This is a genomic window from Sphingomonas sp. ERG5, from assembly GCF_000803065.1.
Lineage (GTDB): Bacteria > Pseudomonadota > Alphaproteobacteria > Sphingomonadales > Sphingomonadaceae > Sphingomonas.
In genome coordinates, this window is sequence record NZ_JSXI01000024.1 from 157,604 (window position 1) to 174,852 (window position 17,249).

General features: G+C 64.2%; 14 protein-coding genes. 6 read left to right on the top strand and 8 right to left on the bottom strand.

Annotated features, from left to right (window positions below):
- The first annotated feature begins 8 nt into the window (after positions 1–8).
- The 4 genes from OO12_RS09365 (at position 9) to OO12_RS09380 (ending at position 4,983) form a co-directional block, all read left to right on the top strand.
- A complete protein-coding gene (locus OO12_RS09365; protein WP_034158542.1) occupies positions 9–920 on the top strand; it encodes a LysR family transcriptional regulator in 912 nt (303 codons plus the stop codon).
- A gap of 48 nt (positions 921–968) precedes the next feature.
- A complete protein-coding gene (locus OO12_RS26815) occupies positions 969–1,718 on the top strand; it encodes a helix-turn-helix transcriptional regulator (protein WP_052215700.1) in 750 nt (249 codons plus the stop codon).
- An 82-nt stretch (positions 1,719–1,800) separates the two neighbouring features.
- A complete protein-coding gene (locus tag OO12_RS09375; protein WP_034158389.1) occupies positions 1,801–3,339 on the top strand; it encodes a S41 family peptidase in 1,539 nt (512 codons plus the stop codon).
- Between the two features lie 120 nt (positions 3,340–3,459).
- Positions 3,460–4,983: a carboxylesterase/lipase family protein gene (locus tag OO12_RS09380; protein ID WP_052215701.1), complete on the top strand. Its 1,524-nt coding sequence runs from the start codon at positions 3,460–3,462 to the stop codon at positions 4,981–4,983.
- Here the strand turns inward: OO12_RS09380 and OO12_RS09385 are convergent, their stop codons facing one another.
- Entirely contained in the window at positions 4,984–6,975 is a 1,992-nt protein-coding gene (locus OO12_RS09385) for a TonB-dependent receptor plug domain-containing protein (RefSeq protein ID WP_034158545.1), read from the bottom strand. It lies immediately after the preceding gene.
- 444 nt (positions 6,976–7,419) lie between these two features.
- Positions 7,420–8,037, bottom strand: a complete 618-nt coding sequence (locus tag OO12_RS09390; protein ID WP_034158390.1) for a TetR/AcrR family transcriptional regulator C-terminal domain-containing protein — start codon at positions 8,035–8,037, stop codon at positions 7,420–7,422.
- 95 nt (positions 8,038–8,132) lie between these two features.
- Between OO12_RS09390 and tet the strand changes: the two genes are divergently transcribed.
- Positions 8,133–9,329 carry a Tet(A)/Tet(B)/Tet(C) family tetracycline efflux MFS transporter gene (tet, locus tag OO12_RS09395; RefSeq protein ID WP_034158391.1) on the top strand — a complete coding sequence of 399 codons (1,197 nt, stop codon included), beginning with the start codon at positions 8,133–8,135 and terminating at the stop codon, positions 9,327–9,329.
- Between the two features lie 24 nt (positions 9,330–9,353).
- Here tet and OO12_RS09400 read toward each other — a convergent pair whose 3' ends face one another.
- Positions 9,354–10,790, bottom strand: a complete 1,437-nt coding sequence (locus tag OO12_RS09400; RefSeq protein WP_034158392.1) for an NAD-dependent succinate-semialdehyde dehydrogenase — start codon at positions 10,788–10,790, stop codon at positions 9,354–9,356.
- Positions 10,791–10,932: 142 nt separating this feature from the next.
- Positions 10,933–11,511, bottom strand: coding sequence for an FMN-dependent NADH-azoreductase (locus OO12_RS09405; protein WP_034158393.1), 579 nt, complete (start codon positions 11,509–11,511; stop codon positions 10,933–10,935).
- A gap of 101 nt (positions 11,512–11,612) precedes the next feature.
- On the opposite strand from OO12_RS09405, the gene OO12_RS28905 reads away from it, so the two are divergent.
- The gene (locus OO12_RS28905) at positions 11,613–11,981 is read left to right on the top strand and encodes a winged helix-turn-helix transcriptional regulator (protein ID WP_235364725.1); all 369 of its coding nucleotides are present in this window, start codon (positions 11,613–11,615) and stop codon (positions 11,979–11,981) included.
- Positions 11,982–12,126: 145 nt separating this feature from the next.
- Here the strand turns inward: OO12_RS28905 and OO12_RS09415 are convergent, their stop codons facing one another.
- From OO12_RS09415 to tkt, 4 genes are all read right to left on the bottom strand, one after another.
- Positions 12,127–12,948 carry a Cof-type HAD-IIB family hydrolase gene (locus OO12_RS09415; RefSeq protein WP_034158395.1) on the bottom strand — a complete coding sequence of 274 codons (822 nt, stop codon included), beginning with the start codon at positions 12,946–12,948 and terminating at the stop codon, positions 12,127–12,129.
- Entirely contained in the window at positions 12,945–13,931 is a 987-nt protein-coding gene (gnd, locus tag OO12_RS09420; RefSeq protein ID WP_034158396.1) for a phosphogluconate dehydrogenase (NAD(+)-dependent, decarboxylating), read from the bottom strand. Before gnd ends, OO12_RS09415 begins: the two co-directional genes overlap by 4 nt.
- Positions 13,932–14,004: 73 nt before the next feature.
- The gene (gene tal / locus OO12_RS09425) at positions 14,005–15,132 is read right to left on the bottom strand and encodes a transaldolase (RefSeq protein WP_034158397.1); all 1,128 of its coding nucleotides are present in this window, start codon (positions 15,130–15,132) and stop codon (positions 14,005–14,007) included.
- Positions 15,132–17,228 carry a transketolase gene (gene tkt / locus OO12_RS09430; protein WP_082006437.1) on the bottom strand — a complete coding sequence of 699 codons (2,097 nt, stop codon included), beginning with the start codon at positions 17,226–17,228 and terminating at the stop codon, positions 15,132–15,134. Before tkt ends, tal begins: the two co-directional genes overlap by 1 nt.
- Between the last annotated feature and the right edge of the window lie 21 nt (positions 17,229–17,249).

Sequence of the window (17,249 nt, forward strand, 5' to 3'; positions counted from 1 at the left end):
AAAGATCGATGGATCGCTTCGAAGCCATGTCGATGCTGCTGATCGTCGTCGAACAGGGCAGCCTTTCCGCCGCCGGACGGGCGCTGCGCGTTCCCGTCGCGACGCTCAGTCGCAAGATATCCGACCTCGAAGCGCTGCTCGGCACCCGATTGCTGATCCGCACCACCCGCAAGCTGACCCTGACCGATGCCGGCATTGCCTATGTGACGGCGGCGCGGCGCATCCTGGAGCAGGTCGAGGAAGCGGAGCGCGAGGCGGCCGGCGAATTCACCACCCCCAAGGGCGAGTTAGTCATCACCGCGCCGATCCTGTTCGGCCGCCTGCACGTCTTGCCGGTGGTGGTCGATTTCCTGGCGCTTTTCGCCGAGATCAACGTCCGGCTGATCCTGTCGGACCGCAATGTCGATCTGATCGACGACCATATCGATATGGCGGTACGGATCGGCCGGCTCCCGGACAGTTCGATGATCGCGACACGGGTCGGGTCGATGCGCACCGTGATTTGCGCCAGCCCTGCCCTGCTTGCCGGCCATGGCATGCCGCACGTCCCACAGGATCTCACCCGGCTGCCGTGTATCAGGCTCGGCGCACCGCTACCGGTGCCGGACTGGCGATTTCGATCTGCCGGATCAGACACGCTCATCGAGATTCCAATCGTGCCCCGGCTCTCCGTTTCGACCGCCGAGGCGGCGGCGGACGCGGCGATCCGCCATGTCGGGGTCGCACGCCTGCTCCACTACCAGGTGGCGGATTCCATCGCCGCGGGCGCGCTCCAGATCATCCTGGAAGCGTTCGAGCCGGAGCCGGCCCCCATCAACCTGGTTCATACCGCGCGCGGGCAGATGCCACTCAAAATGCGCCGCTTCCTCGACTTCGCGGCACCACGGCTGCGGCAGGCGTTCGGCATCGCACCGGACTGATCGCCTTACGCAATTGCCGTGCTCCGGCACTGCGGTTAGAAATGGCCAATGGAGCCGTTCACGTCGATCCGCCTGCGCCGTTACGCGCCGCGCGCCGCGATGGCCGAGCATCGCCATGATCAGCCCAGCCTGTGCGTCGTGCTGACCGGCGGTTATCAGGAAACCATCCGCGCGCGAACCGTCGATCAGGGATCGGGCGCCTTGCTTTTCTGCCCCGCCGACGAGCCCCATTCCCAGTTGTTCGGCGGTACTGGCGCCTCCAAACTCATCCTCGATCCAAACCCGGGCGCCCTTGGCTATCTCTCCGATCATATCCGGCTCGAAGACGCCCCTGCCATTCGCAGCGCCGAGGTCGGCCGGCTCGGTCGACGCATGGCGGCCGAACTGGCGATCGGAGATATGTTCTCGCGCATCGCTCTCGACGGCCTGTCATGCGAACTGCTTGCCTTGTTCGGACGCGCCGCCCGCGCTGCGTCCGATACGCCATCGCGCTGGGTGCAGGCGGCATGCGACTATATGGCGGCGCATCAGGAGGGTCCGGCGACTGTCCGTGATGTTGCCGCGGCGGTGGGATGCCACCCCATCCGCCTTTCCCGCGCCTTTCGCCGTACCTTCGGGAGCACCATCGGCGAGTATCAGCGCAGACTGCGCGTCGCCCGTGCATCGGAACTGCTGCGGCAGACCCATATGCCACTCGCCGAAATCGCCGCTGCCTGCGGCTTTTGCGATCAGTCGCATCTTACCCGCGCGTTCAAGGCGGAACTCGGCTGCACGCCGGGTAGCTATCGGCGTACCTAACGTCCAATCGTGCCGCAGATCCAAGACGGCCTGGCGATCATATCGTTAAGCGCGGGTGGTTATCGATCGGAGTCTTTCGCCCATGTCCGTAAATCGCGCCCTGCGCTCGCTTGGTCCCGTTCTGGCGTTGCTCGCCGCGATACCGTGTGCGCCGGCCCATGGCGCCGAACCGGATGCCGGCTATGACGCGGCAGCGTGGCGAAGCGATTTCGACCAGATCAAGGCTGAGCTCGAGCGTTCTTATGTCAACCTCGCCTGGATGGGCTCCCCGCAAAGCGGGATCGATGTTCCACGGCTGGAACGCCGCACCCAGGCCGCACTCGCCACCGCGACAACCGATGCCGAAGCGCGGCGTGCGTTGCAGGATTTCGTCAAAGGCTTTCGCGACGGCCATCTGTCGGAACAGACCTATCTCGTGAAGCCGGCAACGCCGGTCTGGCCGGAACCGCCGGCCGCGGTGATCGATCCACGGGATTCCGCCAGCGGTTGTGCTGCGCTGGGCTATGCATCGACCAGTTCGATCCGCTTTTCGCTGCCGTTCGAAACCCTGCCGGGGTTCACATTGCTGGCGGACGGCATCACCCGGCCATTCCGCACCGGGCTGGTCGCCGCGCCAAATGCCACGCGCATCGGGGTCATCCGGATCCACAGCTTCGAACAAACCGCGTTCCCGGCAGTGTGCCTTGCCGCCTGGGCGAAGATCGCGAGTTCGGGCCAGCCAGTCACGGCAGCGGCGATAGAGGGCATTACCGACGACATCTGGTACGGCACATTGGCGGCGGCATTGGCCGAACTTCGCGCACAGGGTGCCAAGGCAGTCATTGTCGATGTCGGCATGAACAGCGGCGGCAATGACAGCGGCGACTGGTCGGTGCGGTTGTTCACCGATCGTCCGGTCGATTCCTCCCGGATGATGATGGTCGCCGCCCCGGTGTCGGGTGGTTATTTCGACGAACAGATTGGCGAGATGACCAAAGGCCTGGCCAAGGCGCCAAAGCCCGAAGGCCGTAGCGCACTGGAGCAGGCGCAACAATTCTTCATGCGGCAAAAGGCCTCGATTCCGCCGAAGCGTTGCGACTTGTCCTGGGTGTGGCGCGAACAGCGTCCCTGGCGGCTCGACGCCTGCAATGGCCTGATCGACGCCGGTTTCGCCGATGGGTTCAAAAGTCGATTGCCGCGCAATGCCTATGGCGATGCCGATGTCGCGCAGCGCCTGTCCTGGGCGGCCAGTGTCGATGGTTTTGCCGGCGCGTGGCGCGGGCCGGCCTATGTCCTGACCGACGCGCAAACCTATTCCTCGGCGGAGATGTTCGCCGCGACGATGCGCGACAATCAGGTCGCCCGCACGATCGGCGTTCGCACCGGTGGCGATGGCTGCGGTTTCATGACCAAAGGGGCGCCGCTGGTTCTGGCGCACGCCCGGCTGCGCTTCCGCATCCCGAACTGCATCCGGCTTCGCGCTGACGGCACTGACGAGGTCGCTGGTATCGCACCGGATTTCCCGCTGCCACCGACCGAAGGCGAGAGCCCCCGCGCCCGCGCGGCCAGAGTGATCGGGACGCTCGAACAGGACCTGATTCGCGCCGCACCCCCGGCCCAGATCACATCATCGGCGCATTGAACGGCATCAGCGATACGCGGACCATCTGCGGCCGGGAGTCAACATGCCGCCATATTCCCGCTATAGGCCCGACGCGGCTCCTCCGGGGCACGCCGCGCGCTCCTATCGGGACGATGGTCAATGAAGCTGCCTTGGCGCGCCCTGACCCTTGCCACTCTGATCCTGTTGACGGACCCGATTGCGGCAACGCCTCCCGACATGGCCGTGGTCATAACCGGTGGCGGGCGGATCCGGGGCGAGCGCCTTGCCGATCGCATAGCCTTTCGCGGCATACCCTTCGCAGCCCCACCGGTCGGCCCGCTGCGCTGGCGCCCACCGGCTCCGGTCAGATCCTGGGCGGGGGTGCGCGACGCGACGCGTTCGGCACCAGCCTGTGCGCAGCTCAGCGAAGGCTGGAACAAGGGCAATGCCGATTATAGCGCCGAGGATTGCCTGTATCTGGAAATCGCCACGCCCAGCCTGACGCCAGCGCGGCGCTTGCCGGTGCTGGTATGGATCCATGGCGGTTCGAACACGGCCGGTGGCGGCGCGGGCACGATCGCCTCGTCGATGGTTCGGCGCGGCATTGTGCTGGTATCGATCCAGTATCGGCTGGGCGCGCTCGGCTTCATGGCGCATCCCGCGCTGACCGCGGAATCGCCACACCATGCCTCGGGCAATTACGGGCTGATGGACCAGCAGGCGGCACTTGTTTGGGTCCAGCGCAACATCGCCCGCTTCGGCGGCGACCCGACCCGGGTCACGCTCGGCGGCCAGTCCGCGGGCGCGATGGATGTCGGGCTGCAGCAGGTCTCGCCACGTGCGCGCGGCCTGTTCCATGCCGCCATCGAGGAAAGCGGCACGGCGGGCTTCGGCTTTCCACCCCGCAACCTGCGCGCGAGCGAAGCGATCGGAGAGCGGATCATCGCACAGGCCGGCCGGCCGCATGCCAGTGCCACCGCATTGCGCGCACTCCCCGTCGCCACCTTGCTGGAGGCCATGCGCGGCATCACCCTCCCCGGCCTGCCCGAAGCCGGCAGCCCCTGGGTTCAGACCACGATCGACGGCCATGTCATTACCGAGCCGCCGGCAGCCACGCTGGCCCGCGGCGCAGGCCAGCGCGTGCCGCTGCTGATCGGCACCAATGCGCAGGAGATCGATTTCTATCCCGATCTGGCCGCCGCCCGCCGGCGTCTGCCACACGCATTCGGCGCGAAGGCGGATGCGGCAGCGCGCTTCTATGGCCTGGAGCGGCCGGATGCCCCGCCCGCCGATCCCATACGCGGCACGGCGCGGATGCAGATCGGCACCGATATCGTCTTCAATTGCCCGACCGGATTCGTCGCCGGGGCGCGGCGGCGGTCGGGCGTTTCGGTTTGGCGTTACGACTTCAACTATCAGCCGTCGGGCGGGCCGGCGCCGGGTCATTCGAGCGAGTTGCGCCATGTCTTCGGTAACCCCGGCGAGGATGGCATCGCCACCGATGCGCCACCACTTCAGGCCTATTGGGCGAACTTCATTCGTAGCGGCACCCCGAACGGTGCCGGCCTGGTGCCTTGGCCGGTCTATGGTGCCGAGCAGCATTATCTCGGCTTTGGTACGGGTAAGCCAGCGGCCGCCACGGGGCTGCGCGCAGCCCTGTGCGCGAACTGGTCGCCACCCTGATCAGTTCAGGCGGATACCGATCCAGAAGGTCTGCGGCGTGCCATAGTCCATCGATCCCCCGGCATTTCGGGTGACCACGGTCTCGTCGAACAGATTCTCCACCCGGCCGATGATCGAAACATGCTTCATGATCGGCACACGCGCGGTCGCGTCGACGGTCAGCGCGCCGCGCAGCACATCGGTTTCGAGATCGTCTTCGAACTGTGCACCGACGTAACGCAACGTCGCCGACAGCGCCGGGCCGTTGATCGGCGCCCAGGCCAATGTGGCGCTCACCGAATGACGCGGGCTCTGCGCCGGGGTGAAGCCATCCAGCCTGGCCGACACGCCGGATGCATGCACCGTGGAATCGCTAAAGGCGTAGGAGGCGTCGAAACGCACCGCGCCGAAGCGCATGTTCGCCGTGATCTCGACGCCCTTGGCGACGATCGCATCGACGTTACGGCGCTGCCGCAAATTGGTACCGATGGTGACATTGGCGATCGCATCGTCGAGGCGATTGTAGAAAGCGGTGACGCCCAGGGTGACGCCGGGCAGCGGATGAACATCGACTCCGGCCTCAAGCCCCTTGAGCTTTTCGAGACCAAGCGCGGCGTTGGCCTGGGTAGTGATCGGTACCACGACAAAGGGCCGATACAGCTCATTGAGCGTCGGCAGGCGAAAACCGGTATAGCCCGCCGCGCGAAACGCCACGGCTTCACTCGCATTGAACAGCACGCCAACCCGTCCGGTGCCCACCAACCCGTCACGGTCCGCATAGTCGCTGCTGTTCGCGGTCAGCAGGCGGGCCGGATTGCGTTCGTGGAAAAAACCGTCGCTGATCGTCCAACGATCGCCGCGCACACCGCCGGTCAGGATCAGCTTGCCGATCGTCCAATCGTCCTCAATGAATACGCCAGTCGCACTGGTCTTGCCGCCAGCGTTGCGGCGGAAGGTCAACGCACCCGTGCCGCCATTATAGGCATCCTCGAACAATTCACCCTCGGCCAACCGCGCATCGACCCCAATGCGCAGCACATGATCGGGACCGACCGGCGGACGAATCTCGATCTTGCCGCCAAGCCCGGTCGATGGCGTGTTGCGTTGATCGAGCGTCAGGCGGAAACTGGTCGCGCTGATCACCCTGTTGGAGAAGTTGCGCGCCTGGACATAGGCGAGCACATCGATCTGCCAGTCGCCGCGATGGACCAGGCGAATGCTTGCGTCCTGGCCTTCCGACGCGCTGTCAGCACCGACAAAACGCAACGTACGGTTGTCGCCGAACAATGCGCCGCGAAATTGCAGGTCGGTCTCGGCATCGAGCGGCGCGACCGCGCGCAAGCCCGCCGACCAGTCCCGATACCGCGCCCGCGCCGTCGCCGGCACGCGTTGCGACGGGGGCGTGGTGAAAAAGCCATCGCCGCGCTCGAATTTGCCCGACAACGTCGCGAAGCCGCCGCCATCACCCAGATCGGGCGAAACCGCTCCCGACACGCTCACCGCATTGTTGGTTCCGTAGAACCCTTCGCCCGAGACGATCGGCAAATCGCTGCGCCCCGCACTGACCAGCTCGACCGTTCCTGCGACGGCGCCCGAACCGAACGGCCCCGATCCACCGCCGCGCGTGATGCGCGCCGCGCCGAGCCGGTCGCCGGCCAACGCGGTGAAAGGGATATAGCCGAAGAACGGATCGGCGATCGGTACACCATCGAGCAGCACCAGAGTCCGGCTCGAAGCGTTGCCGCCAAGCGAGCGCAAGGTGATCCCCTGTGCCGACGGATTGGCCGACCGGCTGTCCGAGCGGCGGAATTGCTGGAAGCCGGCGACGTCCTTCAGAACATTTTCGACTCGACCCGACGCTTCGTCGGTCAACCGGGCCCGGTCGATCACGATCGAACCATAAGCCGGCGTGCCCGGCGGTAATGGCAGCCCGGTGCCGATCACCACGATATCCTCCGCGTCTTCAGAAGACGCGGAGGATCCTTGCTGCGCAAGCACAGGCAAAGGCAGCATCAGGGCGATGAGCGGCAGGCAGAACAAGCGGGATATGGCGACACAACTCCATCGATATGGACATGCGGCGGACCCGCCGGGCAATCATTAGTCAATAATTTCAAGCACGCTCCACAAAACCGGCCAATTCCCACCGCGGGAGTAGACGATTGCAGAAAACGCAATCAAGCACGCATCTTTCGCACTTGCGATCATTCACGCTGCAGTGCACAAAGATCGGGCCTTTCAGGCATCCTCTCCTAAAAACTTTCAAGGCCGGTCCCTTTCGGGGGCTGGCCCTTTTTTTTGCCCGCGCTTTACGCTACGAGCGACTCGCTGTCGTCACGCCGAACAATAAAAATGTTCGAGGAGTGGAGCCTGCCGGGGAGACCGGCAACGGCGCGATTGCAGTGTGGGGGATCGAGCTGCCCAGGGCGCTCTCCCCCGTTTCTTTCTCCGCTATCCTCAGGAACTGACCAGCAGCTTCGCTTCGGCGCCCGCGATAAGCAGGTCAAGGCCAGCTTCGAACAGCTCCTCGTGACCGCCATCGCGATAAGCCGCGATCGCTATCGAGAGCAGCGGATGACCTTTCACTGCCCGATCGAGCGAGTCCTTGTCGGGCGGGCTGGCGAGTTCGGCCTGCTGCTCCATCACACAGCCGACGATATAGCGGCCGATCGCGATCTGGAGCTTGAGCGCACTTTCCACCTTCATGCCCGCCGCAACGAGAAAGGTGAGTTGCGCCTCGAAATGATCGACATCCTCGGGGTCGCCCTCGGTGCCGGCATGGACCCGGGCGGCGTCACGGTACGCAAGCAGTGCAGAACGGAAGCTGTGCGCATTGCGGCGGATGAACGTCTGCCATGGTTCGCCCGAACGGGGTGTCCGGTCACGATGCCCGCGCGTGAGGATCTCGCCGTTCATCGCGTCGAGCAACATGCGCTTGTTCTTGAAATGCCAATAAAGCGCCGGCTGCTGTACGCCGAGGCGATCCGCGATCAGGCGCGTGGTCAGGCGGTCGATCCCGACATCGTTGAGCACGTCGAGCGCGGTGGCGACAATTTGTTGGCGGTCGATCTTCATGCGGCTCCGGTCTTGGACGTGACTCCCGGGCTTGACTAGCAGGGCGCCCGAACCTTATCGCCGATAAATAGCTTATCAGTGATAAAGAATCGCTCATGACCAAATCTCTTGCCGTCATCCTATCGATCGTGATTCTCGATGCCATGGGCATTGGCCTGGTCATGCCGATCCTGCCCGCCATGCTCCGCGCGCTGTTGCATAGCGATGATCTCGGCTGGCGGTTCGGCGCTTTCCTGTCGCTCTATGCGCTACTCCAGCTCCTCTGTGCGCCGATCCTCGGCAGCCTGAGCGACCGTTTCGGCCGTCGGCCGGTTCTGCTCATCTCGATGGCCGGGGCCGTGATCGATTACATCTTCATGACCCTTGCCCCGTCTTTCTGGTGGCTGTTTCTCGGCCGGGCGATTGCCGGGGTTACCGCAGCGAATGGATCAATGGCGGCGGCTTATCTGACTGATATCGTGCCGGAGGATCGACGCGCCCGGGCGTTCGGCTATCTCAGCGCCTGTTTCGGGCTCGGCTTCATCATCGGACCGGCGCTGGGCGGTGTGCTCGGCGCCTATTGGCTGCGCGCGCCCTTTGTCGCCGCCGCGCTGCTCAATGCGCTCAACCTGCTCGTCACACTGTTCGTGCTGCCCGAATCGCACACAGCGCGAACCGGGAAGCTCGACCGCCAGGCGTTCCATCCCTTTGCACCGATGCGCTGGGCGGCGAGCTTCCCGGCCCTGCTCCCACTGCTTGCCATGTTCATCATCCTCGCACTCGTCGGTGAAGTCGGTGGCACCGTCTGGGTGCTTTATGGCCAGGATAAATTCGCCTGGGACAGCATCATGGTCGGGCTCTCGCTCGCCGGCTTCGGCCTGTTCCATGCGCTTGCGCAAGCATTGGTGGCGGGACCGGTCAGCGAACGCTGGGGCGAACAGCGCGCGGTGATCATCGGCATCGTCGCCGACACGATTGCCTATTTCGCCATCGCCTTCACGACCAGGGGTTGGTTTGCTTTCCTGCTCTTCCCGCTGTTCTGCATCGGCGGAATCGGCGCGCCGGCACTGCAGTCCCTGCTGTCGAAGCAAGTCGACGACGCCGATCAGGGACGGCTGCAGGGTGTGCTGACCAGCATGAGCAGCCTAGTGTCGATCGTCGGCCCGCTGATCATCAGCGAGGGCTATTTCGCCTCACGCGGGTTCTTTCCGGGGCTGGTCTGGGTCGCAGGCGCGATGCTGTACCTGCTTTGCCTGCCGATCCTGTTCAGGCGCACGCCGGGAATGAAGGTCGACGCGGCGACAAATGCCTAGCTGCTCCCTTCATGCTCGCTCCCCTTATGCGATGTGCACCGCTTTGGTGATCATATGCGCGGCGATGCCTTCAGGGCCGTCCTCCGACCCATAACCGCTTTCCTTCATCCCGCCGAACGGGCTGTCGGGCCAGGTCAACCGCACGCTGTTGATCGCGACCATTCCGGCCTCGATCGCATCACCGAGGAGATTCTGCCGCCGGCCATTCTCGGTGAAACAATAAGCGGCAAGGCCGAACGGCAGGCGATTGGCCTGTTCGATCGCCTCCTCGACGGTGACGAACGGGGCAATCAGCGCGATCGGGCCGAACGGCTCCTCATTCATCGCCCGCGCGGTCAGCGGCACATCGGCGATGACGGTCGGATTGTAGAAGAAACCCGCCCCGTCAGCCCGGTCGCCACCGGCCAGCACGCGCGCGCCGATGCTGCGCGCATCCTCGACCATCGCTGCGATCGCATCGGGGCGACGCGGATTGGCCATCGGGCCCATCTGCGTGCCGGCGTCCAGGCCGTCGCCGACCTTCAGTCGCTTGGTGCGCTCGGCAAAGCCGCTGGCGAAACGATCGTAAATGCCCTGCTGCACATAGAAGCGCGTCGGCGACACACACACCTGCCCCGCATTGCGGAACTTGTGCGCGACCAATGTGTCGAGCGTCTTGTCCAGATCGCAATCGTCGAACACCAGCACCGGCCCGTGCCCGCCCAGTTCCATCGTCGTCTTCATCACCGTATCGGCGGCGAGCTTGAGCAAATGCTTGCCGACCGGCACCGATCCGGTGAAGCTCAATTTCCGCGTGATCGGCGAAGTCAGCAGCTGGCGCGAGATCAGATCCGGCACGCCGAACACGCATTGCGCGACATCGCCGGGCAGCCCGGCATCCTGAAAACAGCGCACCGTTTCGACCGCGCTGCCCGGCGTTTCCTCGCTGGGCTTGAGAATGATCGAGCAGCCCGCGGCGAGCGCGGGCGCGATCTTGCGTACCACATTCAGGATTGGAAAATTCCACGCGCAGAATGCGGCGACCGGTCCAACCGGCTGCTGCAGCACCAGCGAGCGGGTGCCCGACGGACGCGGCAGGACGCGACCATAGATGCGCACCGCTTCCCCGGCATGGAAGTCGAGCATTGCGGCGGCGGCCAGCGCCTCGCCGCGCGCTTCGGCAAAGGGCTTGCCCTGTTCGAGCGTCGCCAGCCGGGCGAGCCGATCGGCCCGCTCGCGAATCAGCGCGGCAGTCCTGACCAATACTGCAGCCCGCGCTTCAGGTGCGGTGGCGCGCCAGGCGAGAAAGCCGCGCTGCGCTACCTCCAGCGCGCGATCCAGATCGTCGGCGGTCGCCAATGGCAGCGCCGCCAGCACCGCGCCGGTTGCCGGGTTGAGTACATCCTGCGTATCCCGCCCCACGCTATCGAGCCATTCCCCGCCGATATACAGGCCAAGGCGGGGATCATAATCGTGCGTCATGGGGAACCTCTCAACGGGATATGAAAGCGCCCCGCCGGCATAGCGCGGCGAGGCGGCTTCATGAGACTGGCGTTGGAGGACATTAGGGCGGATCGCCGCCGGTGCCAATCGCGAGATCGGCGGTGGCGGTCAGATCCTGTCGTCAGGCGGCAAGCGTGATGATCTGGCGCTCGGCCGCGTCGATCGCGCTGACCTTATGCTCGGGGCTGAGCTTCACGCCCTCGGCGATGACGAATTCGGGTGCGATGCCGAAAAACCCGAAAATGGTGCGCAGATAGGTTTCGGTGTGTTCCGCCGCCGCCGCGGGGCCTTCCGCACCGTAAATGCCGCCGCGCGACAAAGCGATGATCACACGCTTGCCACCGACCAGTCCTTCGGGACCGGCCGCGCCATAGCTGAACGTCTTGCCTGCAACCGCAAGGCGATCGATCCATGCCTTGAGCTGGCTGGGAATGGCGAAATTATACATCGCCACGCCAATCACCACCGTGTCGGCGGCGAGAAATTCCTCGAGAACCGCGGCGCTTTCAGCCGCCGGACCCGGCGTATCGCCAGCCATCGCCGCGAGATCGTAATGCACCAGCGGATCAGCCGCCAGGTCGCGCCGCACGAGCTGGAGCGAGGAATCCGCCGCGCTCAGTCGAGCAACGACCGATGACGACAAGGCACGGCTCACCGAGTTTTCGCCGAGAATGCTGGAGTCGATATGGAGAAGCTTCATGTTTGCGAGTCCTTGTGGTATCAATCAGTAACTGAGGCAGGATATGTGACTGCCCACGACACGCACAAGGAGGCACTATTTTGTTACCCGGGCACACGAATGTGACCAAGGTCAAGCTACCGGTGACTCAGGAAAGTTGCCGGCCGGTCGCGCCGATCCTGGCGCGCGTTGGCGACAAATGGAGCATCCTGGTGGTGATGATCCTCTCGCAGGGACCGCGCCGCTTCAACGATCTGAAACGCAATATCGACGGCATCTCACAACGCATGCTGACGCTGACATTACGTGGGCTGGAGCGGGATGGGCTAGTCACTCGCACCGTCTTCCCGACGATCCCGCCACGCGTGGATTATGCGCTGACCGATCTTGGGCATTCGCTGTGCGTACCGGTCACCGGGCTGGGCAATTGGGCGATGGCCAATATCGACGCGATCGAGCGCAGCCGGGCTGAGTTTGACGCGCGGGACTAGGATTAAAACGGGAGGGGATCACCCTATCCGTTCGTTTCGAGCGAAGTCGAAAACACTGCGCAGTTTTTGTGGCCTGTTTCTCGACTTCGTTCGAGACGAACAGGGGTGGTGAATCAGCGCAATTCAAAAAGACTCTCGCGGCCGCTCAAACCGCAACGCCCAGAATCATCTCACGGATCGCCCGCGCCACGCCATCGGCGTCATTCCCGCTGGTCACCAGATCCGCTTTGGCGCGAACCTCGGCCGGCCCCTGCCCCATGGCGATCGACAGGCCGGCGCGTTCGAACATCGGCACGTCGTTGGCTTGATCGCCGATTGCCGCGACCGCAGCGAGTGGCGTGTTCATCGCCCCGGCAAGCAACGCGATCCCGTCACCCTTGTTGGCGGCGAGCGCGGTGACATCGAGATAATAGGTCTGCGACTGGACGATCGTGGCGCGTCCGGCAAGCCCCGCCGCCCGGTCACGAAGGCCGGCAAGCAAGACAGGATCGTCACTGACGAAAGTCAGCTTGTCGGCGCGATCATAGAGCGCGGAGAAATCACTGGTAATGACCGGCGCCTGGTTCGAGGCGATGCGCTCACTGGCGACATGCGCACCCTGGTCGGTGCTGGCGTACCAGACGTCATCGGCGAACACCCAGCGATCCACTGCGGCATCGCCGACCAGGTCGAAGATCGTCCGCACCACGTCCGGATCGATGCGATGCTGGCACAGGATCGTGCCGTCGCGGCGAAACACGGTGCCGCCATTGAACGCGCCCATCGGGTCATCGATTTCCAGCGCGTCGGCGATCGGCATCATCCCCGACCGGGGCCGCGCACTGATGATCGTGAAGCCGACCTCCGCCCCGCGCAACCGCGCGACCGCCTCGATCACTGCCGGGGTCAGTTGCTTGTGCTTGTCGACCAACGTGCCGTCGAGGTCGGAGACGACGAGCCTGATCGGCTCACGCCCGGCTGAACTCATTGCGGGATCTCGACATGGCCGCCAAAGCCGTAGCGCATCGCCGAAAGCAATTTGTCGCCGAACGTGTGATCGACCCGACTGCGATAGCGCGCGAACAAGGCGGCGGAGAGGACATTGACCGGCACCGCCTCTTCCATCGCCGCATCGATCGTCCATTGCCCCTCGCCCGAATCCGCGACGTTGCCGGAAAACTGGTCGAGCTTCATGTCCTTGGCCAGCGCCGCCGCCGACAGGTCGAGCAGCCAGGAGGAGATCACACTCCCGCGTCGCCAGACTTCGGCGATATCGGTCAGGTTGAGGTCGAAGCGCTGATCCTCGGGCAGTCGTTCCGATGCCTTGGATTTGAGGATGTCGAAGCCCTCGGCATAGGCCTGCATCAAGCCGTATTCGATGCCATTATGGACCATCTTCACGAAATGCCCGGCACCCGCCGGACCGGCATGGATATAGCCCTGTTCGGCGCGCGCATCCTCCCCCTCATTGGCCATGCGATTGGGCGTGCGCGGGATGGTGCCGATGCCGGGCGCGAGCGCGGCGAGGATCGGGTCGATATGGTCGACCGCATCCTTGTCGCCGCCAACCATCATGCAGAAGCCACGTTCCAGGCCCCACACGCCACCCGACGTGCCAACGTCGATATAGCGTGTATTCTTTTCGGCCAGTTCCTTCGCGCGGCGAATGTCATCCTTGTAGAAGCTGTTGCCGCCATCGATGACGATGTCGCCATCGCCACAGAAGCCGGCGATGGTCGCGATGGTCTGTTCGGTCGGTTCGCCCGCCGGCAGCATGACCCAGAAGATCGCCGGGCTGTCGAGCCTGGCCTTCATATCCTCAAGCGAGTCAGCCGCGATTGCGCCATCTCCCGCCAGCGCCGCGATGGCGTCGGGATTGCGATCATAGACCACCGTTTCATGGCCCGCCCGCATCAGCCGACGTGAGATATTGCCGCCCATCCGGCCCAGGCCGATGATACCGATCTTCATTACTGCTTACACCTTTCGAGCGAGGTCCAGTTAAAAACTGTCCCCCGGGCACAGGCCCGGGGGCTCATCAGGATCAGCCTACCGCTTCGGGATGCTTGGCGGCGATCGCGCCGAGCAAGTCGTCAAACGCCTTGGCGAAGCTGTGTACGCCTTCCTCGACCAGCGTGTCGGTCACGCCGTTCAGGTCGAGACCAAGCCGCTCGGTTTCCGCCAGTGTATGGCGCGCGCCATCGACATCGGCAGTCAGCGTCTCGGCGGCGGTGCCGTGATCGCGGAACGCATCGAGCGTCTTGGGCGGAACGGTGTTGACCGTGTCCTTGCCGATCAGCGTGTCGAGATAAAGCGTATCCGGATAATCCGGGTTCTTGGTGCCGGTGGATGCCCAAAGCAACCGCTGCGGCATCGCGCCTTTCGCCGCGAGCGCCTGCCAGCGATCGGAAGCGATGAACGCCTCATACCAGGCATAAGCGAGCTTGGCATTGGCGATGGCGACCTTGCCCCGCACCGCCTTCAGCGCGTCGCTTTCGGCATCGTCCGCTGCGACCCGCGCGTCGATCGTATCGTCGATCCTGGTGTCGATACGGCTGACGAAGAAGCTTGCGACGCTGGCAATGCGATCAATCGGTTCGCCGCGCCCGGCGCGCTTTTCGAGGCCCGAAACATAGGCCAGCGCGACCGCCTTGTACGCGTCGAGCGAGAAGAGCAGCGTGACGTTGACGTTGATCCCGGCGTCGATCGTCGCGGCGATCGCGGGAACGCCCTGCGGCGTACCGGGAATCTTGATCATCAGATTCGCCCGGTCGACTTCCGCCCACAGCTTGGCGGCCTCGGCGATGGTCGCATCGGTATCGGCAGCAAGATAGGGTGATACCTCCAGGCTGACATAGCCGTCCTTCGCCTCGAGCCGGTCATAGACCGGGCGCAACGTGTCGGCTGCGGCCTGGATATCCTGGATCGCAAGATGTTCATAACGCGCCATGGTCGAGGCGTCGGGGTGGGCCTTGTCGAATTCTGCGAGCTCGGCGTCATAGGCGTCGCCATGCCCCATCGCCTTTTCGAAGATCGACGGATTGGACGTGACGCCAGTCAGCCCGTCCTCATCGACCAGCTTCTGCAAGCCGCCGGCTGCAAGGAATTTGCGATCGACGAAATCCAGCCATACCGCCTGGCCCTGTGCCGCGAGATCGTTCAGCCGTCCCATTATTTCTTCTCCAACATGCTCTGGGCCACCGCGACGATATTCTCGACGGTGAAGCCGTATTTGTCCTGCAATTTCGCCAACGGCGCGGAGGCGCCGAAGGTCGACATGGTGATCGTCCGTCCCTCGAGCCCGACATAGCGGTCCCAACCCAGCTCCCCGCCTTGCTCGACCGCGAGCCGCGCGGTGACCGAACGGGGAAAGACGGAGTCGCGATAGGCGCGATCCTGCTGTTCGAACAGATACCAACTTGGCATCGATACGACCCGCGAGCGTACGCCTGACGCGGTCAGTTGCTCATGCGCCGCGACGACCATCGGCACTTCGCTGCCGGTGCCGATCAGGATGATCTCCGGGTCGCCTCCCTCGGCGTCGGCGAGAACATAGGCGCCTTTGGTCAATCCCGATGCGGGCGCATATTTGCCGCGGTCGAGCGTCGAAATCGCCTGACGCGAGAAGATCAGCACAGTCGGTTCATGTGTATGAGTCAGCGCGACCTTCCATGCCTCGACCGCTTCGTTCGCATCGCCGGGCCGGATCGTGTCGAGCCCCGGGATCGCGCGCAAGGTGGCGAGATGTTCGATCGGCTGATGCGTCGGGCCATCCTCACCCACGCCGATCGAATCATGCGTGAAGACGAAGATGACCGGCAACTCCATGATCGCGGCAAGCCGGATCGGCGCGCGCATATAATCGGCGAAGACCAGGAAGGTGCCGGTGTAGGACCGCATATAGGACAGCGCCATGCCGTTGGCGATCGCGCCCATGGCATGTTCACGCACGCCAAAATGCATGTTGCGCCCGCCATAGCTGCCCGCCTCGAACGATCCCGCGCCGTCAAAGGTGAGGTTGGTCTTGGTCGACGGCGACAGGTCGGCCGCACCGCCCATCAACAGCGGCAAATGCGCGGCGATCGCGTTGAGCGCCTTGCCGTTCGCTTCGCGCGAAGCAATGCCCTTGGCGTCGGCTGGAAAGACCGGCACGTCGGCGTCCCAACCCTTTGGCAACTCTCCCTTGCGGGCACGATCGAGTTCGGCGGCCAGGTCGGGATATTCGGCACGGTAACGCCCGAACATCGCCTCCCAATTCGTACGCAGCGGTTCGCCCCGCGCGGCAATGGCATCGTGGAAATGATCCGCAACACCGTCGGGGACGAGGAACTGCGCGTCCTCCGGCCAGCCATAGGCTTTCTTGGTGGCACGAACATTATCCTCGCCCAGCGGCTCACCATGCGCCTTCTCGCTATTGGCCCGCGGGCTGCCCCAGCCGATGACCGAGCGCACGACGATGAAGGTCGGCTTGTCGCTGGTGGTGCGGAATGTCGCCAGCGCCTGCGCCATCGCATCGCAGTCATTGGCGTCATCGACATGGATCACGTTCCAGCCATAGGCCTCGAACCGCTTGCCCGTATCCTCGATAAAGGCGAGGTCGGTATGCCCCTCGATGCTGATCGTGTTGCTGTCATAGATCCAGCACAGGTTGGACAGCTTGAGATGCCCGGCGAGCGAAGCCGCCTCACCCGAGACGCCTTCCATCATGTCGCCATCGCCGCACAGCACATAGACGTCATGGTCGAACACCGGGAAACCGTCACGATTGAAATATGCCGCCAGATGCCGCTCGGCGATCGCCATGCCGACCGAATTGCCACAACCCTGGCCCAGCGGGCCCGTGGTCGTCTCGACCCCGGTCGTCATGCGATATTCGGGATGGCCGGGGGTTTTGGAATCGAGCTGGCGGAAATCCTTGATGTCGTCGAGGCTGATCGCCGGCTTGCCGGTCGGTTTCCCATCGGCATCGATCTCGCGGACCTTGGCGAGATGAAGCAGTGCGTAGAGCAGCATCGAGGCATGGCCGACCGACAGCACGAAACGGTCGCGATTGGGCCAGTCGGGCGCCGCCGGATCGGTGCGCAGAAACTGCGACCACAAGGTATACCCCACTGGCGCCAGCGCCATGGGCGTGCCGGGATGCCCCGAATTGGCCTTTTGCACCGCATCCATCGCCAATGTGCGAATCGTGTCGATGGTCAGCCGGGCGAGCGAACCGTCCTCATGCGTATCGTCGGCTGAACGTGCGGGGGCGTCGATGTCGCTCATGCGTACGGTTTCCTTGTGATG